General features: G+C 67.0%; 21 protein-coding genes, 2 pseudogenes and 1 other annotated feature. Of the genes and pseudogenes, 9 read left to right on the forward strand and 14 right to left on the reverse strand.

All coding sequences use genetic code 11. The annotated features are described in order from the left end of the window. Positions 1-6 precede the first annotated feature (6 nt). Positions 7-279 (reverse strand): hypothetical protein, encoded by a 273-nt coding sequence (locus tag AC1IQ6_RS19920; RefSeq protein ID WP_246842550.1) that lies wholly within the window; start codon positions 277-279, stop codon positions 7-9. A 177-nt stretch (positions 280-456) separates the two neighbouring features. Then, the gene (locus AC1IQ6_RS19925) at positions 457-702 is read right to left on the reverse strand and encodes a hypothetical protein (protein WP_102774775.1); all 246 of its coding nucleotides are present in this window, start codon (positions 700-702) and stop codon (positions 457-459) included. A 157-nt stretch (positions 703-859) separates the two neighbouring features. Between AC1IQ6_RS19925 and AC1IQ6_RS19930 the strand changes: the two genes are divergently transcribed. The 5 genes from AC1IQ6_RS19930 to AC1IQ6_RS19950 all read left to right on the forward strand — a co-directional run bounded on the left by AC1IQ6_RS19930 (position 860) and on the right by AC1IQ6_RS19950 (position 4,418). Continuing rightward, the gene (locus AC1IQ6_RS19930; protein WP_102774776.1) at positions 860-1,462 is read left to right on the forward strand and encodes a hypothetical protein; all 603 of its coding nucleotides are present in this window, start codon (positions 860-862) and stop codon (positions 1,460-1,462) included. Positions 1,463-1,465: 3 nt separating this feature from the next. Continuing rightward, positions 1,466-1,924: an Lrp/AsnC family transcriptional regulator gene (locus AC1IQ6_RS19935; protein WP_102774777.1), complete on the forward strand. Its 459-nt coding sequence runs from the start codon at positions 1,466-1,468 to the stop codon at positions 1,922-1,924. A 54-nt stretch (positions 1,925-1,978) separates the two neighbouring features. Further along, positions 1,979-2,287, forward strand: a complete 309-nt coding sequence (locus AC1IQ6_RS19940; protein ID WP_485865205.1) for a hypothetical protein — start codon at positions 1,979-1,981, stop codon at positions 2,285-2,287. 61 nt (positions 2,288-2,348) lie between these two features. After that, complete coding sequence (gene pdxA / locus AC1IQ6_RS19945) at positions 2,349-3,329, forward strand: 4-hydroxythreonine-4-phosphate dehydrogenase PdxA (RefSeq protein ID WP_102774779.1); 981 nt, start codon at positions 2,349-2,351, stop codon at positions 3,327-3,329. A gap of 111 nt (positions 3,330-3,440) precedes the next feature. Continuing rightward, the gene (locus AC1IQ6_RS19950; RefSeq protein ID WP_485865206.1) at positions 3,441-4,418 is read left to right on the forward strand and encodes a bile acid:sodium symporter family protein; all 978 of its coding nucleotides are present in this window, start codon (positions 3,441-3,443) and stop codon (positions 4,416-4,418) included. A 58-nt stretch (positions 4,419-4,476) separates the two neighbouring features. Here the strand turns inward: AC1IQ6_RS19950 and AC1IQ6_RS19955 are convergent, their stop codons facing one another. From AC1IQ6_RS19955 to AC1IQ6_RS20010, 12 genes are all read right to left on the reverse strand, one after another. After that, positions 4,477-5,859 carry a replicative DNA helicase gene (locus AC1IQ6_RS19955; RefSeq protein ID WP_006388372.1) on the reverse strand — a complete coding sequence of 461 codons (1,383 nt, stop codon included), beginning with the start codon at positions 5,857-5,859 and terminating at the stop codon, positions 4,477-4,479. Then, positions 5,856-6,695: a protein kinase family protein gene (locus AC1IQ6_RS19960; RefSeq protein WP_209166801.1), complete on the reverse strand. Its 840-nt coding sequence runs from the start codon at positions 6,693-6,695 to the stop codon at positions 5,856-5,858. The genes AC1IQ6_RS19955 and AC1IQ6_RS19960 overlap by 4 nt, the downstream gene beginning before the upstream one ends. An 81-nt stretch (positions 6,696-6,776) precedes the next feature. Next, positions 6,777-7,232: a 50S ribosomal protein L9 gene (rplI, locus tag AC1IQ6_RS19965; RefSeq protein ID WP_102774782.1), complete on the reverse strand. Its 456-nt coding sequence runs from the start codon at positions 7,230-7,232 to the stop codon at positions 6,777-6,779. Between the two features lie 14 nt (positions 7,233-7,246). Then, a complete protein-coding gene (gene rpsR / locus AC1IQ6_RS19970) occupies positions 7,247-7,519 on the reverse strand; it encodes a 30S ribosomal protein S18 (RefSeq protein WP_006218308.1) in 273 nt (90 codons plus the stop codon). 97 nt (positions 7,520-7,616) lie between these two features. Further along, entirely contained in the window at positions 7,617-7,940 is a 324-nt protein-coding gene (gene priB, locus AC1IQ6_RS19975; RefSeq protein ID WP_102774783.1) for a primosomal replication protein N, read from the reverse strand. Between the two features lie 51 nt (positions 7,941-7,991). After that, positions 7,992-8,366, reverse strand: coding sequence for a 30S ribosomal protein S6 (rpsF, locus tag AC1IQ6_RS19980; protein ID WP_102774784.1), 375 nt, complete (start codon positions 8,364-8,366; stop codon positions 7,992-7,994). 225 nt (positions 8,367-8,591) lie between these two features. Further along, positions 8,592-9,506 (reverse strand): DUF817 domain-containing protein, encoded by a 915-nt coding sequence (locus AC1IQ6_RS19985; RefSeq protein WP_102774785.1) that lies wholly within the window; start codon positions 9,504-9,506, stop codon positions 8,592-8,594. A 7-nt stretch (positions 9,507-9,513) separates the two neighbouring features. Then, on the reverse strand, positions 9,514-10,311 hold the full coding sequence (folE2, locus tag AC1IQ6_RS19990) for a GTP cyclohydrolase FolE2 (protein ID WP_102774786.1): 798 nt from the start codon (positions 10,309-10,311) through the stop codon (positions 9,514-9,516). Positions 10,312-10,500: 189 nt separating this feature from the next. Further along, positions 10,501-12,363, reverse strand: coding sequence for a 1-deoxy-D-xylulose-5-phosphate synthase (gene dxs, locus AC1IQ6_RS19995; protein ID WP_111827009.1), 1,863 nt, complete (start codon positions 12,361-12,363; stop codon positions 10,501-10,503). 53 nt (positions 12,364-12,416) lie between these two features. Next, positions 12,417-13,328 (reverse strand): polyprenyl synthetase family protein, encoded by a 912-nt coding sequence (locus AC1IQ6_RS20000; protein WP_111827008.1) that lies wholly within the window; start codon positions 13,326-13,328, stop codon positions 12,417-12,419. A gap of 6 nt (positions 13,329-13,334) precedes the next feature. Next, positions 13,335-13,601, reverse strand: a complete 267-nt coding sequence (locus tag AC1IQ6_RS20005) for an exodeoxyribonuclease VII small subunit (RefSeq protein WP_102774788.1) — start codon at positions 13,599-13,601, stop codon at positions 13,335-13,337. A gap of 77 nt (positions 13,602-13,678) precedes the next feature. Continuing rightward, complete coding sequence (locus AC1IQ6_RS20010) at positions 13,679-14,533, reverse strand: IclR family transcriptional regulator (RefSeq protein ID WP_102774789.1); 855 nt, start codon at positions 14,531-14,533, stop codon at positions 13,679-13,681. A gap of 140 nt (positions 14,534-14,673) precedes the next feature. On the opposite strand from AC1IQ6_RS20010, the pseudogene AC1IQ6_RS20015 reads away from it, so the two are divergent. From AC1IQ6_RS20015 to AC1IQ6_RS20030, 4 genes and pseudogenes are all read left to right on the forward strand, one after another. Beyond that, positions 14,674-15,228 (forward strand): annotated as a pseudogene (locus AC1IQ6_RS20015) (Bug family tripartite tricarboxylate transporter substrate binding protein); the annotation flags it as partial. A gap of 36 nt (positions 15,229-15,264) precedes the next feature. Next, positions 15,265-16,499, forward strand: a protein-coding gene (locus AC1IQ6_RS20020; protein ID WP_485864893.1) for an IS3 family transposase whose coding sequence is annotated in 2 segments (ribosomal slippage) — positions 15,265-15,544 and positions 15,544-16,499 — 1,236 coding nt in all. Because the reading frame shifts where the segments join, the coding sequence is not laid out codon by codon here. Beyond that, positions 15,543-15,659, forward strand: a sequence feature (AL1L pseudoknot). It overlaps the preceding gene by 117 nt. Positions 16,500-16,531: 32 nt before the next feature. After that, positions 16,532-16,963, forward strand: a pseudogene (locus AC1IQ6_RS20025) (Bug family tripartite tricarboxylate transporter substrate binding protein); the annotation flags it as partial. A gap of 113 nt (positions 16,964-17,076) precedes the next feature. After that, positions 17,077-18,087 (forward strand): acyltransferase, encoded by a 1,011-nt coding sequence (locus AC1IQ6_RS20030; RefSeq protein ID WP_102774791.1) that lies wholly within the window; start codon positions 17,077-17,079, stop codon positions 18,085-18,087. Positions 18,088-18,330 lie beyond the last annotated feature (243 nt).

An 18,330-nucleotide genomic window follows, 5' to 3' on the forward strand; every position in this document is an offset into this window, starting at 1 on the left:
CGTGGCTCAGAACACCAGTTGGCCGCTGGCGCGCAGCACGTGGCGGCGGCGCGCCTTGCGATACCAGGCGCCCACCAGCGGCAGGCGCGCCAGGCGGCGCAGGATGGGATGGCGCTGGTCGAAGTCGTGCCAGGCCTTGAAGCCATGCCCCATGCGTTCCCAGCTCTCGCGCGCTTCGGGCGAGAGTTTGCCGGGGTCGAACGCCGCCAGTTTTGCCGCTTCCGAGACGCGCTGCGCAATGGCCGCGCTCCGGCGTTCCGATGAATACTGATTCCGCATGGGGGCGCATATTACCCGGCTTGGACGATCGCCGCGTTGCGGCGCCGCCACGCGGCTGGAGCGGCTTTTGACCGCTGCGGGCAAGCCCTTGTAATCAAAGGAATTTGCGCAGCTATGCGCGCGCTATCCCAAGGCTTGTCCACAGAAGTTGTGGGTAACTGCGCCGGCGCGCGGCCCTTACTTGAGGGCGGCGTTGACCATGTCGCGCACGCTCTCGAAGCCGGCCACGTATTGCGGGTTCTCGGAACGGGCCAGCAGGCTGGAATAGTTCTGCTCCAGCTGCGCCTCGATGGCTTCGCGCAGGCCGGGCGAAGCCTTGGCCAGGTGCAGCATCGACATCAGGGTCGCGTTCAGCGCGTCGATGCGGCCGCCCTGGTGCGAGATGGTGTGGACGATAACGGCGATTTGTTCCTGGACATCCATGGGTAAGCCTCCTGGCGAAAAAAGTCGGCGCAAATCCTAGCATGGCCCCTCGCGCCCTGGCGCTAGGCAAGCCAGGCGCGGCACGCTAGCATGAAGCGTAGTCCCAATCGGCGCAGGCCGCGCGTGCGCGGCGCCTGGAGCAAAACGGAGCGCGCTCATGAAGACCATTCAGAACTACGTTCCCCCGCCGGCCCAGTCCCTGCAGCGCCTGCAGGACAGGCTGGGATACAGCGACGCGCGCATGACCGAACTGGCCGGCCTGGATGCGGCCGCGCCCTGGTCCAGCTATGTCGGCGGGCCCGAGCCGCGTGCGCTGGGCCGCCAGCGGCTGTTCTTCGTGGCCGCGCGCCTGGCCCTGGACGAAGCGGCCTGGCAGCGCGTGCTGGATTGCATGGCCGAGCTGGGCGCGGGCTTCGACTACGCCGAACCCGCCGGCGCCGCGCAGCCGGCCCCCGAACCGGTGGCCGACGAAGAACGCAAGTTCGGCATGCTGCTGGTCAGCCGCAACGGCGCCTTCCACGAAATGGAGCAGCTGCGCGAGTTCGCGCATTTCGCGCACGAACTCGGCGTCAGCCGCCACGTGCACTCCGCCTTCTATGACAGCGACATCGACCTCTGCCGTTTCAGCTTCGCCGACCACGACGACCTGGACGCCGCCAGCCGCGACCGCATTTTCGACGCGGCGCGCAAGACCATCACGCGCTTCGAATTCGACGGGCGCATCTATCAGGGCGGCATTCCGCCGGAGTCGGACGGTTAGGCCATGAACCAGAGACTGGATGACATCGACCGCAAACTGCTGAGCCTGCTGCAAGCCAACGCGCGCGAACCCGCGGCGATCCTGGCGCGCAAGCTGGGACTGGCCCGCACCACCGTGGTGGCGCGCATCGCAAGGCTGGAGCGCGAGCACATCGTGAGCGGCTACGGCGTGCGCCTGGGACGCCTGCTGGAAGAGGCCGCGGTGCGCGCCTACTGCTTCATCAGCGTGCTGCCCAAGACCCCTGCCGCCGTGATCCGCGAACTCGAGAAAATGCCCGAGGTCGAGGAGGTCTCCTCGGTCAGCGGCCCCTACGACTACCTGATCTTTTTGCGCTGCGAAACCCATGAGCAGCTGGACGAGCTGCTGGACCGCATCGGCCTGATCGACGGCGTCAAGCAGACGCAGACGTCCATCGTCCTGAGCCGCAAGCTGGACCGGCGCAGCGCCGTCGCCGCGCCCTGAAATAATGGTGTAATGACGATTGCTCCGACGATTGCCCCGATTTCAGGATTTTCCATGCTCGTACGCCTAGTCCCCGCCGCCGCCCTGCTCGCCGTCCTGGCAGCCTGCTCCAGCATGAGCGAGGTCAAGCAGGTCGACAAGGACACCTACAGCGTCACCTACAGCTCCGGCAGCCAGCTGCTGACCTGGGTGGAGCTGAAGAACCAGGCGCTGCAGCGCGCCGAGCAGCATTGCGAATCCATGGGACGCAAGCTGCTCAAGCCGGAGATCACCTCCAACCACGCCACCGGCCTGGGCTCCAAGCGCGCCACGGTCGCCTTCGAATGCGGCGTCATCGAGCCGCCGAAAAACGGCAAGCAGTAAGCCCGGCCGCGCCCGCGAACGGGTGTAGCATTATCCGCAACGCAATCCCATTCCCAGCACCGTGAACCCCTCCCTGCCCGTGGGCATCACCATGGGCGATGCCGCCGGCATCGGCCCCGAAATCGTCGTCAAGGCCTGCGCGCAGGGCCTGGGCGCGCCCTGCGTGGTGTATGGCGACGCGGCCCAGTTGCGCCGCGCCGCGGCCCAGCTGGGCGCCAGGCTGACGATCAAGGAAATCGCCGAGGTCGGCCAGGCCAGCGCCGCGGCCGGACACATCGACGTCATCGCATGCAGCCCCGCCCTGCCCGCCGACCTGCCGCTGGGCCAGGTCCATGCGGCCGCCGGGCGCGGCGCCTACGACTACGTCTGCGCGGCCATCGACGATGCGCAGGCCGGCCGCATCCGCGCCATCGTCACCGCGCCGCTGAACAAGAAATCCATGCACGCCGCCGGCATCGACTATCCGGGCCACACGGAGATCCTGGCCGACCGTTCCGCCACGCGCGACTTCGCGATGATGCTGGCCAACGACGAGCTGCGCGTGCTGCTGGTGACCATACACGTGGCGCTGGCCGACGTGATCGCGCGCATCACGCCGCAAGCGGAGCTGCGGGCCATGCGCCTGGCCGACCGGGCCTGCCGGCAGATGGGCATCGCCCATCCGCGGGTGGCGGTCGCGGGCCTGAACCCGCATGCCGGCGAAGGCGGCAAGTTCGGCCGCGAGGACGTCGACATCATCGAGCCGGCGATCGCCGCCGCGCGCGCCGAAGGCATAGACGCCAGCGGCCCCTGGCCCGGCGACACGATATTCATGCGCGCGCGCCGCGGCGAGTTCGACATCGTGGTGGCGCAATACCACGACCAGGGCCTGATCCCGGTGAAATACCTGGGGCTGGACCACGGCGTCAACGTGACGGTGGGCCTGCCCTTCGTGCGCACCAGCGTGGACCACGGCACGGCCTTCGACATCGCCGGCAAGGGCGTGGCCGACCAGGCCTCGCTGGTGGCGGCATTCGACCTGGCGCTGGCGATGACGCCCTGAGGCGCGCCGGGCCGACACCTGGCTGTCAGGAAAGCCGGACGGCCCGGGACTACAATACGCCCCGTTTCCAGCGCCCCCGCGGCGCTTTTCGTCCGTCTTCCCATCCCCCTCATGTCACGCCTCGCACGCCTGTTTCCCGACCGCTTCACGCTCTACCTGATCTGCACCGTCATCATCGCCAGCATCGCGCCCGCCCACGGCCAGGGCGTGGAGGTGTTCGGCTGGATCACGAATATCGCGGTGGGCCTGCTGTTTTTCCTGCACGGCGCGCGCCTGTCGCGCGAGGCCGTCATCGCGGGGCTGACGCACTGGAAGCTGCACCTGACCATCTTTTCGGCGACCTTCCTGATGTTTCCGCTGCTAGGCCTGGCGCTCAAGCCGGTGCTGGAGCCGCTGGTCACGCCCGAGCTGTACCTCGGCATCCTGTTCCTGTGCTGCCTGCCGGCCACGGTGCAGTCGGCCATCGCCTTCACCTCGATGGCGCGCGGCAACGTGCCAGCCGCGGTGTGCAGCGCCTCGGCCTCCAGCCTGCTGGGCATCTTCCTGACGCCGCTGCTGGTGGGCGCGGTGGTGGCCAACGCCGGCAGCGCGCCGATCTCGTTCGACGCCGTCGGCAAGATCATGCTGCAGCTGCTGCTGCCCTTCGTGCTGGGCCAGTTCGCGCGCCGCTGGATCGGCGCCTGGGTCCACAAGCGCAAGGCCATGCTGAAGTTCGTCGACCAGGGCTCGATCCTGCTGGTGGTCTATACGGCCTTCTCCGAGGCCATCAACGAAGGCCTGTGGAGCGCCACGCCGATTCCGGCCCTGCTCGGCCTGCTGGTGTGCTGCGCGGTGATCCTGGCCCTGGCGCTGGGCCTGTCGGCCCTGGCCGGCAAGGTGCTGGGCTTCAACGTCGAGGACCGCATCACGCTGCTGTTCTGCGGCTCCAAGAAAAGCCTGGCCAGCGGCATCCCGATGGCGCAGGTGCTGTTCGCCGGCCACGCCGTGGGCGCGATCGTGCTGCCGCTGATGCTGTTCCACCAGATCCAGCTGATGGTCTGCGGCGTGCTGGCCGCGCGCTTCGGCAAGCGGCCCGAAGGCAAGGACTGAACGCCGCGGCAGCCCAACAAAAACGCGCCCGAGGCGCGTTTTTTGTTGGTGCGGAGGATCAGTACATGTCGCGCGGCTGCGCGCCGGAGAAGTTCAAGAAGCGCGTGCTCGATCCCTGGAAGGTCAGGCGCACCGTGCCGATGGGGCCGTTACGCTGCTTGCCGATGATGATCTCGGCCGTGCCCTTGTCCGGCGAATCGGGGTTGTAGACCTCGTCGCGGTAGATGAACAGGATCACGTCCGCGTCCTGTTCGATGGCGCCGGATTCGCGCAGGTCGCTCATCACGGGACGCTTGTTGGGACGCTGTTCCAGGCTGCGGTTCAACTGCGACAGCGCGATCAGCGGACAGTTGAGCTCCTTGGCCAGGCCCTTGAGCGAACGGCTGATTTCCGACACTTCGGTGGCCCGGTTCTCGCCCGAGCCGTTGCCCGACATGAGCTGCAGGTAGTCGATGATGATGAGGCCGAGCTGGCCGCACTGGCGCGCCAGGCGGCGCGCGCGCGCCCGCACTTCCATGGGGCTGAGCGCGGGGGACTCGTCGATGTAGACCTGGGCGTCCTGCATGAGCTGGACCGCGTGGGTCACGCGCGGCCAGTCCTCGGCGATGAGCTTGCCGGTACGCATGCGGTGCTGGTCGAGCAGGCCGACCGAACCCAGCATACGCATCGCCAGCTGCACCGCGCCCATTTCCATGGAGAACACCGCCACCGGCAGCCCTTCCTCGATGGCCACGTGCTCGCCGATGTTCATGGAGAACGAGGTCTTGCCCATGGACGGGCGGCCGGCCACGATGATGAGGTCGCCGCCCTGCATGCCCGAGGTCATCTTGTCCAGGTCGGTGAAGCCGGTGGGCACGCCGGTCACGTCGGACGTGCTTTCGCGGTGGTAGAGCTCGTCGATGCGCTCGACCACCTGGGTCAGCAGCGGCTGGATCTCCTGGAAGCCGGCGGCGCCGCGCGCGCCTTCCTGGGCGATCTGGAATACCTTGGACTCGGCCTCGTCCAGCAGCTGGCGCGCTTCCTTGCCCTGCGGGTTCATGGCGGCCGAGGAGATTTCGTCGGCGATCGACACCAGCTTGCGCAGCATGGCGCGCTCGCGCACGATTTCGCCGTAGCGGCGGATGTTGGCGGCCGACGGCGTGTTGTGCGCCAGCGCGTTCAGGTAGGCCAGGCCGCCGGCGTCCTCGGCCTTGCCGGCGCTGACCAGCGACTCGTGCACGGTGATGACGTCGGCCGGGCGCGCCAGCCCGATCAGGCGGGCGATGTGGTGCCAGATCAGCCGGTGATCGTGGCGGTAGAAGTCTTCTTCGACCAGCACGTCGGCGATGCGGTCCCAGGCCGCGTTGTCCAGCAGCAGGCCGCCCAGGACCGATTGTTCCGCCTCGATGGAGTGGGGAGGAACGCGCAGGTATTCGAGCTGGGAATCGGCGGGTGTGTTCATGGCTTCAATAGTAACGGCTGCAGGATGTCCGCGACGCGGAAGAACCCTTGTACATCGCGCGAGGGCAGGCGCGCCAGCACGGCGCGCAGGGGCGCGGCGATGCTGCACAGAAGCCGCGCCAGCCGCGTCAGGCGGGCCCTGACTTCGGGGTCCGGATTGTGTTCGAAGTAGACCTGGAGCGCCAGTTTACCCAGCGTGCGGGCGTCGTCGTCCGGCAGCTTGCGCAGCGACGCCAGCGAAGCCAGCATCTGGAACAGATCATAGGCCTGGGCCAGCGGGCGCGACAGGGTCGAGCCTATGTTTTCTTCGAAATCGATGCGCCACAGCTCGCCGTCGCGCAACGTCACGTTGCGGATCTGCGCGCCGCCGTGCCACATGCCGCGCACATGGAACGCGGCCAGGTCGGCCGCCGCCGCGCGCGCCAGCCACAGCCGCGCGGTCGAATCCTCGTTGCGGATCAGGTCGGCCAGGTCCTCGCCCACGTATTCCAGCACGAGCAGATCCTGCTCCTGCCACCACACTTCGGGCACCCGGCAGCCGGCCTGCAGCAGCTGCGCAAGCCGCTGCGACTCGTGCGCCAGGCCGTTGCGCAGCAGCACGCCGGGGCGCGGAAACTCCCCCAGGAACAGCTTGCAGCCCACACCCAGGAACAGGGCGCGGACATAGCGCGCCACGTAGCCCAGGCCCCGGCCCAGGCTGGGACGGCGGCGCTTGATGATGCAGCGCACGCCGTCTATGGTCACGTCCCGCACCGACGGTTCACGCGATGCATCCACGCTGTCGAGCCAGGCTCGCAGGCCGGCAGGGGCGTTCTGGTGAACGGGTGGCTGGGTCAAAAAAAGGCCTCTGAGGAAAGGTTCGCGCCGGGAAAAAAAAAGCCGGCGCGCGGGCCGGCTTTTTGTCACTGCGGTACCGGCTTAGGACAGTTCGCCTTCGACCAGAACCGTCACGTCGACCAGCACGTCGGCGTGCAGGGCGATCTGGGCCGGGAACTCGCCGACCGACTTCAGCTGGCCGTTGGGCATGCGGACCTGGGCCTTTTCGACGGCGTCGAAGCCAGCCTTGCGCAGGCCGTCGGCGACGTCGGCGTTGGTGACCGAGCCGAACAGGCGGCCGTCGACGCCGGCCTTCTGGACGACCTTCAGCTGGAAGCCGGACAGGCGCTCGCCCAGGGCTTGAGCGGCGGCCAGCTTTTCAGCCTGGGCCTTTTCCAGCTCGGCGCGGCGGGCTTCGAATTCCTTCATGGCGGCGTCGGTTGCGCGACGGGCCTTCTTCTGGGGGATCAGGAAGTTACGGGCGTAGCCATCGCGCACGCGCACGACTTCGCCGAGGTTACCCAGGTTGACGACTTTTTCGAGCAGAATAACTTGCATTTCAGTGCCCCGGATTAGTTGTGGTTATCGGTGTAAGGCAACAGGGCCAGGAAGCGCGCGCGCTTGATGGCGGTGTCCAGCTGGCGCTGGTAGATTGCCTTGGTGCCGGTCAGGCGAGCCGGGATGATCTTGCCGTTTTCTTGCACGAAGTCGCGCAGGGTGTCCAGATCCTTGTAGTCGATCTCTTCCACGCCGGCGGCGGTGAAGCGGCAGAACTTGCGGCGCTTGAAGAGCGGGTTCTGCTGCGTGAATTTGCGTTTTTCCTTGCGTTTTCCGAAGAAAGCCATGATATGTGCCTCTTTGTTTGAGGGGCCGGGCCTTGCCCGCATCCCCATAACCTATCCGTTTTCAGAAGGCGCTCATCGCGCCCCTTGCTCATTCCCTTCAGGCCACCAGCGGGTCGCGCCCTGCACTGCCGGCTATCCTGCGCGCCTGCTGCAGATGCAGCTTGAGTTTCACCGAGTCCTTGCGCACGGGGGCCAGAAACCCCTGCACCAGCAATTCGGACCCTAAGGCGGTGTCCTTCAACAGCAGCGCCAGATCGCCCAACGCCACGGCCGCGATCGTCAGTTCCACACGGCGCGCAAGGCCGGCTTCGATGACTTCGGACTCGTGCGCCAGCAGCATTTCCAGCGCTGGCAATCCGGCGGGAGTGTGGCGCAAAGGCTCGCATTCGAGAACGCGGGCGCTGAGTTCCAGCTTGTTCATCCTGCCAGGCACCGGGGGGACCAGATGGAACGAGCTCTGCGTGAGCCCTGCTTACTCGGCCTGAGCCGCGGCCGCTTCCGCCGAAGCCTTGCGGGCTTCTTCGCGCTCGACCGACTTCATCATGATCGAGGGAGCGGTCTGGGCCTTCTTGGTCTTGATGACCAGGTGGCGCAGCACGGCGTCGTTGTAGCGGAACGAGTGTTCCAGCTCATCCAGCGTGGCTTGGCCGCACTCGATGTTCAGGCAGACATAGTGAGCCTTGACGAGCTTCTGGATCGGGTAGGCCAGTTGACGGCGACCCCAGTCTTCCAGGCGGTGGACGGTGCCGCCTTGACCCGTGACCAGCGTTTGGTAACGCTCGACCATGGCGGGCACTTGCTCGCTCTGGTCGGGGTGAACGATAAACACTACTTCGTAGTGACGCATGAGTAAAACTCCTTGAGGATGTCTCGCTGGCCGGTAACCCCCACTTCCGCACCTCCGCGCTTTCCACCACGAAGGCTTTTTTTCTTTCAAAAAAAGGGATATGCCGGCCCGCAAGGGGCAGCCCGCTGCCAGGGGGTTTTTTAAAACCAACCCAGCGGTCGAGCAAGAAAGCTCTCGATTATCGCCGATTGGGCGGCTGGAATCAAGCCGCCCTGCTGTGAACAATCAGGGACGGGCCATTTCACCGACAGCGGCGGCGGCCGGACCGGCGTCGGCCGCCTCGATTTCCCGCGGCCGGTTGACCACGCTGACCATCACGTAGCTGATGATCATGAGCAGAAACCACGAGCCCAGCTTGGCGATGGACACCCACTCCCAGCCGGCCGCCTGGTTCGGGTAGCGCCAGGCATGGGCGAAGGTGCCGATGTTCTCGGCGAGCCAGATGAACAGCGCCACCAGCGTGAATCCCAGCAGCAGCGGCATGCGGCGGTAGTCGCGCCAGATCCGGAAGTACACCCAGCAGCGGGCGAACAGCACCGCCGTCAGTGCGAACAACAGCAGCCTGAAGTCGGCGATGAAATGGTGGGCGAAGAAGTTCACGTAGATCAGCGTCGACAGCGCCAGCGTGGCCGGCAGCGGCGGATGCGCCCGGAAGCGGAAGTCGAACAGGCGCCAGACCCGCGCCAGATAGCTGCCGACGGCCGCGTACATGAAGCCCGTGAACAGCGGCACGCCGCCGATGCGCAGCACGCTGGCCTCGGGATAGATCCAGGAGCCGGCCGCGGTCTTGAACAGTTCCATCGCCGTGCCCACCACATGGAACATCAGGATCACGCGGGCCTCGCTCCAGGTTTCCAGGCGCAGCGCGAGCAGCGCCGCCTGGATGCCCAGCGCGGCCAGGGTCAGGAAGTCGTAGCGGGCCAGCCAGACGTCCTTGGGGTACCACCAGTAGGTCGCCAGGAGCAGCGCGCACATCAGGCCGCCGAACAGGCAGGCCCAGGCCTGTTTCACGCCGAAGCGGAAGAACTCGTAGAGCGCGACGCCGAAACGGCCGCGGCCGGCCAGGTTGCCGGCCAGTCGCGATTCCCAGCCCTGCAGCCGCGCAATGAGCGGCCAGTCGTGGGCCGCCGGATGGCGCACGGCAGGCTCAGCCTTCGACGACGGCGTAGGCCGAGTGGTTGTGGATCGATTCGAAGTTCTCGGCCTCGACGCGGTAGCGCGCGATGCCGGGATGGGCGTTCAGGCGGGCCGCCACGTCGCGCACCAGGTCCTCGACGAACTTGGGATTGTCGTAGGCGCGTTCGGTGACGAACTTCTCGTCGGGCCGCTTGAGCAGGCCCCACAGTTCGCACGAGCCCTCTTCTTCGATCAGGCGGATGACGCTGTCCATGCTCAGGTCGCCGTCCAGGATGGCCGAGACGGTGACGTGCGAGCGCTGGTTGTGCGCCCCGTATTCGGAAATGGCCTTGGAGCACGGACAGAGGCTGGTGACGGGCACCTGCACGACCAGTTCGAACTCGACCTCCGCGCCCTGGGCGCGGGCGATCCACTGGACTTCGTAGTCCAGCAGGCTCTGCACGCCGGAGATCGGGGCGGACTTGTTGATGAAGTACGGGAAGGCCGCCGTGATGTCGCCGCGCTCGGCGTGCAGCAGCGGCAGCATGTCGGCCGCCATGGCGCGGAACAGGGCCGGCGTCATGGGGGTGCTGCGGTATTTTTCCAGCAGCGCCACGAAGCGGGACATGTGCGTCCCCTTTTCTTCGGCGGGCAGCGCCACGGTCAGGGTCCAGTTGGCCACGGTGCCCTGGGGCGCGCCATCGCCGCCCTGGATCAGCATGGGGTGGCGCACGCCACGGATACCCACGCGCTGGATCGGGATGTGCCGGGTGTCCGCCGAGCTCTGGACGTCGGGCATCACGATGGCGGGGTCGATCGGAGAATTCATTTCGGCTTACCTGTCCAGGCGTACAGCCGTCAATATGCTGGGAGCCTGGGAATCTAGATGAAGGGGGCCATTATCGCCCATAAGGCCGCATTCGCCAGTGAAAACCCTTTGCCGGGTAGGTTGACGGGGCCGGAACAGAGTGTTTCATCCGCGGACCCGGGCATGCCGCCCCGGTCCGCGGACCGGGCCTCAGCCCAGCAGGTCGGCGTAGCGCGCGCGGATCGAGCGTTCGATGCCGGCCGCGTCCAGGCCGATGCCGGCCAGCAGCGCCGACTGCTCGCCGTGGTCGATGAATTCGTCGGGCAGGCCCAGCTGCAGCACCGGAATCTGCACCCCGGCGGCGCTCAGCGTTTCCAGCACCGCGCTGCCGGCCCCGCCCATGACGGAGGCGTCCTCGATCGTGACCAATGCATCGTGGCGAGCCGCCAGGTCCAGCACCAGGTCGCGGTCGATGGGCTTGACGAAGCGCATGTCGGCGACGGTCGCGTCCAGTTTCTCGGCCGCGCCCAGCGCGGCCTGCACCAGCGTGCCGAAACCCAGGATGGCGATGCGGGCGCCCTCGCGGCGCACCACGCCGCGGCCCAGCTCGACGGTGTCCAGGCCGGGCGCGGGCTCGGCGCCGCAGCCCGCGCCGCGCGGATAGCGCACCGATGCTGGGCCGGGATACTGGTAACAGGTCGACAGCAGCAGGCGCGTTTCGTTTTCGTCCGAAGGCGTGGCCACCACCATGTTCGGCACGCAGCGCAGGAACGCGATGTCGTAGTTGCCGGCATGGGTGGCGCCGTCGGCGCCGACGATGCCGGCGCGGTCCAGCGCGAAGGTGACGTCCAGGTTCTGCAGGGCGACGTCGTGGATGAACTGGTCGTAGCCGCGCTGCAGGAAGGTGGAGTAGATCGCGACCACCGGCTTCTGGCCTTCACAGGCGATGCCGGCGGCGAAGGTCACGGCGTGCTGCTCGGCGATGCCGACGTCGAAATAGCGCTGCGGGAAGCGCTTTTCGAATTCCACCAGCCCGCTGCCTTCGCGCATGGCCGGCGTGATGGCGACCAGGCGGGTGTCCTGCTCGGCCATGTCGCACAGCCACTGGCCGAACACCTGGGTGAAGGTGCGCTTGCCGGGCGCCTTGGACTGCTGGATGCCGACGGCCGGGTCGAACTTGCCCGGGCCGTGATACAGCACCGGGTCGGCCTCGGCCAGCTTGTAGCCCTGCCCCTTGCGCGTCACCACGTGCAGGAACTGCAGGCCTTGCAGGGCCTTGAGGTTCTGCAGGGTCGGCACCAGCGCGTCCAGGTCGTGGCCGTCGATGGGGCCGACGTAGTTGAAGCCGAATTCCTCGAACAGCGTGGCCGGCGTGACCATGCCCTTGGCGTGCTCCTCGAAGCGGCGCGCCAGCTCAAGAACCGGCGGCACGTGCTGCAGCACCGCGCGGCCGACGTTCTTGGCCGCCGCGTAGAAGCGGCCCGACATCAGGCGGGCCAGGTAGCGGTTCAGCGCCCCGACCGGCGGCGAGATCGACATGTCGTTGTCGTTCAGGATCACCAGCAGGTTGATGTTGGGCGTGACGCCGGCGTTGTTCATGGCTTCGAAGGCCATGCCGGCCGACATCGCGCCGTCGCCGATGACGGCGATGTGCTGGCGCTGCACGCCGGCGTTGCGCGAGGCCACCGCCATGCCCAGCGCGGCCGAGATGGAGGTCGACGAGTGCGCGGTGCCGAAGGCGTCGTACTCGGACTCGCTGCGCTTGGGAAAGCCCGAGATGCCGCCCTGCTGGCGCAGGCGGGCCATGCCGGCGCGGCGGCCGGTCAGGATCTTGTGGGGATAGGACTGGTGGCCCACGTCCCAGACGATGCGGTCATGGGGCGTGTCGAACACCTGATGCAGCGCCAGCGTGAGCTCGACGGTGCCCAGGTTGGACGACAGGTGTCCGCCCGTTTTGGATACCGATTCCAGCACGAAGCCCCGCAGCTCGTCGGCAAGCTTTTTCAGCTCGCGGCGATCCAGGCGCTTGAGGTCTGCCGGGGATTGAATGCGGTCCAGTAAATCTGTCGTCATGCTTTTATTCGGTTCGTTGGCCCGGACTGCCTGCCGTCCGGGCTAGTCTCGGCTCAGCGGTCCCGAAGGACGATGAAGTCGGCCAGCTCGGCCAGGCGCTTGCCTCCCTCGCCCAGCGGCGCCAGCGCGGCCAGCGCGTCCTCGCGCAATGCTTCAGCAAATGCCCGCGCCTCGTCAAGCCCGAGCAGCGATACGTAGGTGGGCTTGTTCTCGGCCGCGTCCTTGCCCGGCGTCTTGCCCAGGCTGGCGCTGTCGGCGGTGACGTCGAGGATGTCGTCGACCACCTGGAACGCCAGGCCCACGGCCTGCGCATAGGCGTCCAGCGCCTGGCGCGTGGCCGAACTGGCGCCCGCCACGATGCCGCCCAGCGCCACGCTGCACGCGAGCATGGCGCCCGTTTTCATGCTGTGCATGGTCTGGAGCTCGTCGCGCGACAGCGCGCGCCCGACGCTGAACAGGTCGATGGCCTGGCCGCCCGCCATGCCCTGGCTGCCGGCGGCGCGCGCCAGCGACTGGGTCGCCTGCACGATGAGCGCCGGCGCGATCGGCATGGAAGCCAGCAGGTCGAACGCCAGCGGCTGCAGCGCGTCGCCGGCCAGCATGGCGGTGGCCTCGTCGAACTGCACGTGGGTGGTGGGCCGGCCGCGGCGCAGCGTGTCGTCGTCCATGCAGGGCAGGTCGTCGTGCACCAGCGAATAGGCGTGGATCAGTTCGACCGCCGCGGCGGCGCGGTCCAGCGAAGCCTCGATGGCGAGGACGCTGCCGCTGACCGGGCAGGCCTGCCCCGCCGCATAGACCAGCGCGGCCCGCACCCGCTTGCCGCCGCCGAGGACGGCGTAGCGCATGGCTTCGTGCAGGCGCGCCGGCAGCGCGTCCGCGGGCGGCAGCAGATCGTCCAGCACGTCTTCGACGTGCCGCACGCGCCCCTGCAGCCACTCCGGGAAGGGGAGTTGTATTTGCTTCATCGGTTCTTATTCGTCATCCAGCGCCGCCGGGTCCAGCGGGCGCAGCAGGTCGCCCTCCAGGACCTTCACCTGCTGCTCGGCCTGCGCCAGACGCTCCTGGCAGACCCGCGTGAGCGCCACGCCGCGCTTGTAGGCGGCCAGCGATTGCTCGAGCGGCAACGACCCGTCTTCCATGGCCGCGACCAGCGCTTCGAGTTCGGCCAGCGCCGTTTCGAAATCCTGGGGCAAGGAGGAGTCATCGACCTGCGGGTCGGCTTGTGGGGAGTGGGCCAAACGGGTCTCCGAGGACGCTAGGGGTGGATCAATCCGTGAATTGTACGAGATACCCAAACCCTGTCGCGGCACGCATTTCAGGCGGGGGTTCCGGCCAGCCCCGCGACGGCGGCGCGCAGCAGGGGCGCCACCTGCGTGCGCAGCTGCGCCTCGGGCAGCAGGCCGGCCGGGCCGCCGCAGCTCATGACGAACACGCCCTCGCCCGTGACCGAGGCGAACGGCACCGCGGCCGCGTGGATGCCCGACTGCCACTCGCCGATGGCGTAGCAGCAGCCCGACTCGCGCAGTTCCGCGCGGGCGCGCTCGATGGCGGCGGCCGGCGGCGCGGCCTCGCCCAGCCGCGCCAGCGCTTCGTCGCAGGCCGGCGCCGGCAGGCTGGCCAGGTAGGCCCGCCCCATGGCGCTGTCCAGGCTGGCCCGGTAGCCGACCGGCAGGCGCAGATAGAGCGCGGACGAGCCGTGGATGGCCTCGACGTAGGTCATGGCGTCGCCGTCGAAGGCACCCAGGGCGACGGCCGCGCCCGTGGCGCGGGCCAGCTCCGTCATGGAGGCCTTGGCCAGTTCGCGCACCTCCAGGCCGGCCAGCAGGCCGAAGCCCAGCGCCAGCACGCCGTAGCCGGGCGAGTACTTGCCCGTGTCGGGGTGATAGCGCAGATAGCCCAGCTCGGTCAGCGTGTAGGTGATGCGGCTGATGGTGGGCTTGGGCAGGCCGGTCAGCCGCGCCAGGTCTAGGTTGCCCAGCGCGGTCACGCCGTGGCGGAAGCAGCGCAGCACCTCCAGCCCGCGCGCCAGGGCGGTGATGAAGTCCGGCGAATTGGCGCCCTCTCCTGCGCCGGCGGCGCGCTTGCGGCGCGCGGGCAGGCTGAGCTCGACCTTGCCGTCGGGTTTGGCGGCGGGATGCGCGATGCGCCTGGCGTCAGAAAAAGATTGCATTTCTATTCGCTTCGTTTTTATAGTTTATTTCGAATAACAAAATAAAATTCCATAGTTCGGAATTTAAAGCATGCCGGCCCGGATGACAAGCGGGCCCGCGGCCGGCCATCCACACCCGTACGCGAACCAAGGGGAAACACATGATGCGCACGAGCTTCAAATTGCTGGCTACCCTGGTCCTCGGCGCCGCCGCACTGAGCGCCCAGGCCGACACCTATCCGTCCCGCCCCATCAAGGTCATCTCGCCCTTCCCGGCCGGCGGCGCCACCGACGTGCTGACCCGGGTGCTGGCCGAGCGCATGGCCAAGACGCTGGGCCAGCCCATGATCGTCGAGAACAAGGCCGGCGCCGGCACCTCCATCGGCGCGGCGTTCGTGGCGCGCGAGGCGCCCGACGGCTACACCATCCTGATGGCCACCAACTCCACGCTGGTGACCAACCGCTACCTGTACAAGGACCTGCCCTACGATCCCGACAGCTTCGCCCGCATCGGCATGGTGGGCGTGGGGCCGCTGGTGCTACTGTCCAGCCCGAAGCGGCCCTTCGCCAGCACGCAGGACGTGGTGGCCTACGCCAAGCAGCACCCGGGCAAACTGACCTTCGCCACGTTCGGGCCCGGCACCTCGTCGCACCTGGCCGGCGAGCTGTTCAAGAAGCGCGCCGGCATCGACATCCTGCACGTGAATCACACCGGGTTTTGAGGAGGCTTCATTTCTTGAGAGAATGGAGCCATGAGCAAGAACAACAAGTTTTCCCCTGAGGTACGTGAACGCGCGGTGCGCCTGGTCCAGGAGCATCGTGATGAGTACCGGTCGCTGTGGGCGGCTGTCGAGTCTATTGCACCGAAGATCGGCTGCACACCGACGACCCTACTGGATTGGATTAAGCGATCGGAAGTCAACAACGGGACCCGCCCCGGCGTAACGACAGAAGAGCGCGAACGTCTCAAGGCGTTAGAGAAGGAGAACCGCGAATTGCGCCGAGCCAACGAGATTCTGAAGTCGGCGAGCGCTTTTTTCGCCCAGGCGGCGCTCGACCGCGAACTGAAGAAGTAAACGCCTATCTCGATCAACACCGGGATCGATACGGGGTCGAGCCGATCTGCAAGGTGTTGCAGGTCGCCCCGTCAGCCTACAGGCGCTACGCCGCCCGGTGTCGGCAGCCGCAGCTGCGTAGTCAGCGCGCCCAGAAGGACGAACAACTGCGCCCTCAGATCTATAGGGTCTGGGAGCAGAACTTTCGCGTCTACGGTGCTCGGAAGGTCTGGAAGCAGATGAATCGCGAGAGCATTCGCGTGGCACGATGTACGGTCGAACGCCTGATGGGCGACCTGGGCATTGAAGGGGTGCGTCGTGGCAAGCGGGTTCGCACGACGGTGCCCGATAGCGCAGCGGCTTGCCCGCAAGATCTGGTCCGACGCCAATTCGAGGCGGACCGTCCGAACCGGCTCTGGGTAGCGGATTTCACCTACGTTTCCACTTGGCAAGGATGGCTGTATGTGGCCTTTATTATCGACGCTTATGCCAAACGGATTGTCGGCTGGCGCGCCTCCAGCAGCATGACGACGGACTTCGTTTTGGATGCGCTTGAGCAAGCTGTGTACGACCGTCGCCCCAGTCAGGCAGACGGCCTTATTCATCATTCGGATCGCGGGTCGCAATACGTGTCCATTCGCTATTCCGAGCGCCTGGGTGAAGCCGGCATCAATCCGTCTGTCGGCAACACTGGAAGTGCATACGACAACGCGCTGGCCGAGACGATCAATGGTCTCTACAAAACGGAAGTGATTCACCGCAGGACACCCTGGAAAACCAAGGCCGCTGTGGAGCTCGCCACGTTGGAATGGGTGTCTTGGTTCAACCACCAACGCTTGCTAGGATCGATCGGCGACATCCCGCCGGCCGAGGCCGAAGCGCGTTACTATCGACAACTTGCAGCACCGGCTGCGGAACCTGTTTTACTTTAATCAAACAGCCTCCGCGATTCCCGGTGTGATTCAACGTGCCTTTCAAGGGCGCCACCCAGGCCCTGCCGGCGCTCATCAGCGGCGAAGTGGACCTGTTCTTCGACATGGTGGCCACCGGCATGCCGCAGGCCGACGCGGGCAAGGTCAAGGTCTTCGCCATCACCAGCCCCACGCGCCTGCCCACCCAGCCCAAACTGGCCACCATGGCCGAACAGGGCTATCCGGATTTCGACCTGACCGCCTGGTTCAGCTTCGTGGCGCCCAAGGGCACGCCCGCCCCCGCCATGGACAAGCTGCGCCAGGCCCTGGCCGAGACGCTGCAGGACGAGGCGATCAAAAAGCGCATGCTTGAAATGGGCATAGACCCGCGCTCGGGCACGCCGGCCGAACTGGACCGCCAGATCGCGAGCGAACAGCCCATCGTCGCGCAGCTGGTCAAGCAGGCCAACATGGCGCCGCAGTAAATACACGGGGCGGACCCTTGTTGTCAGCCCCTGTTACCAGGCCCTAACGCCTGGATACACCGGCCCCGCCGGCCCGGCTGCTATGGTGAAACAAACCCCATAGCGAATGCCCGATGCCGTACCTCGAAGAAAGATATGCACGGCTGGACGCTGCGCGCTGGCTGGCGGCCCTGGCCGTCGTCCTGCTGCACAGCGCAGCCATGATCGTCAGCAATCCCGCCGCCTATGGCGGCGGCGCGTGGCTGGCCGCCAACCTGTACGATTCGGCGGCGCGCTGGTGCGTGCCCGTCTTCGTCATGGTCAGCGGCGCCCTGCTGCTGGACCCCGACAAGCCCCAGGACGCGCGCCAGTTCTACAGCCGGCGCATGGCGCGGATCTGCGCGCCGCTGCTGTTCTGGACGCTGTTCTACCTGGCCTGGCGCACCGGGCTGGACTGGTGGGACGACGGCCGCATCGATTTTTCGTTCTGGCCGCGCAAGGTCGCCCAAGGCGAGCCCTATTACCACCTGTGGTACCTGTACATGATCGTGGGGCTGTACCTGTTCGCGCCCCTGATCCGCCTGCTGTATGCGCGCAGCACGCCGCGGGCGCGCGCGCTGTGGGTGGTCGGCATCCTGGGCGTGGCGATCCTGGACTCCCTGTACCGCCGCGCGCTGGGCGCGCCCGCCGGCTTCTTCCTGACCTGGTTCCTGCCGTATCTGGGCTATTTCGTGGCCGGCCGCCTGATCTTCGACGGCCAGATGCGGGTGCCGCGTCCGCGCCTGATGCTGGCGGCCAGCGTGGCCGCGACCGCGCTGGGCGTGTATGCCATGTCCAACAGCCGCACGCTGGACACGTATTTCTATGACTATTTCAGCCTGACCGTCCCGTTCATGTCGCTGGCGGCCTTCCAGTGCATCGTGTCGTCGCCGCGCCTGCCGCGGCTGGCCTCGCTGGCCCCGCTGACCTTCGGGGTCTACCTGATCCATCCGCTGTTTCTGGACGTGGCGCGCCGGGCCGGCGCGATCACGGGCGCGCGCAGCGACGCGTGGGCGGTGCCGCTGCTGGCGGCCGCCGTATTCGCATTGTCGGCGGCCAGCAGCTGGCTGCTGAGGAGGCATCCAGCCACCCGCAGACTGGTCTGAATTCTGCGGCGCCAGGACTTCGTCCGTGCTTGCGTATCATCGCGGGCGCGGGTCTGGCCCTTGGGGTACAATTCACGGCTTATTTGATCGGCCAGACACCGATTTTTCTTCGCGCCAGAACGGAATTCACCCAGCGGATTTCACTTGGCGGACTTGCCCAGCGGAATTCAGGCGGCGGATTTGGCCAGGCCATCAGGCCCGGCCGGACGAGATTGCCGCGCACGCCGGGCGAGCCACCAGGCA

The sequence above is a fragment of the Achromobacter sp. MUI-25009338 genome (assembly GCF_057359325.1).

Excerpts from the sequence above, each read along its gene's own strand:
- AC1IQ6_RS19920 (WP_246842550.1), bottom strand. The coding sequence starts at position 279 with ATGCGGAATCAGTATTCATCGGAACGCCGGAGCGCGGCCATTGCGCAG.
- AC1IQ6_RS19930 (WP_102774776.1), top strand. The coding sequence starts at position 860 with ATGAAGACCATTCAGAACTACGTTCCCCCGCCGGCCCAGTCCCTGCAG.
- AC1IQ6_RS19925 (WP_102774775.1), bottom strand. The coding sequence starts at position 702 with ATGGATGTCCAGGAACAAATCGCCGTTATCGTCCACACCATCTCGCAC.
- AC1IQ6_RS20030 (WP_102774791.1), top strand. The coding sequence starts at position 17,077 with ATGCCGTACCTCGAAGAAAGATATGCACGGCTGGACGCTGCGCGCTGG.
- rpsF (WP_102774784.1), bottom strand. The coding sequence starts at position 8,366 with ATGCGTCACTACGAAGTAGTGTTTATCGTTCACCCCGACCAGAGCGAG.
- AC1IQ6_RS20000 (WP_111827008.1), bottom strand. The coding sequence starts at position 13,328 with ATGAAGCAAATACAACTCCCCTTCCCGGAGTGGCTGCAGGGGCGCGTG.
- rplI (WP_102774782.1), bottom strand. The coding sequence starts at position 7,232 with ATGCAAGTTATTCTGCTCGAAAAAGTCGTCAACCTGGGTAACCTCGGC.
- AC1IQ6_RS19955 (WP_006388372.1), bottom strand. The coding sequence starts at position 5,859 with ATGAACACACCCGCCGATTCCCAGCTCGAATACCTGCGCGTTCCTCCC.
- AC1IQ6_RS20010 (WP_102774789.1), bottom strand. The coding sequence starts at position 14,533 with ATGCAATCTTTTTCTGACGCCAGGCGCATCGCGCATCCCGCCGCCAAA.
- AC1IQ6_RS19940 (WP_485865205.1), top strand. The coding sequence starts at position 1,979 with ATGCTCGTACGCCTAGTCCCCGCCGCCGCCCTGCTCGCCGTCCTGGCA.
- AC1IQ6_RS19935 (WP_102774777.1), top strand. The coding sequence starts at position 1,466 with ATGAACCAGAGACTGGATGACATCGACCGCAAACTGCTGAGCCTGCTG.
- AC1IQ6_RS19950 (WP_485865206.1), top strand. The coding sequence starts at position 3,441 with ATGTCACGCCTCGCACGCCTGTTTCCCGACCGCTTCACGCTCTACCTG.
- rpsR (WP_006218308.1), bottom strand. The coding sequence starts at position 7,519 with ATGGCTTTCTTCGGAAAACGCAAGGAAAAACGCAAATTCACGCAGCAG.
- folE2 (WP_102774786.1), bottom strand. The coding sequence starts at position 10,311 with ATGAATTCTCCGATCGACCCCGCCATCGTGATGCCCGACGTCCAGAGC.
- priB (WP_102774783.1), bottom strand. The coding sequence starts at position 7,940 with ATGAACAAGCTGGAACTCAGCGCCCGCGTTCTCGAATGCGAGCCTTTG.
- dxs (WP_111827009.1), bottom strand. The coding sequence starts at position 12,363 with ATGACGACAGATTTACTGGACCGCATTCAATCCCCGGCAGACCTCAAG.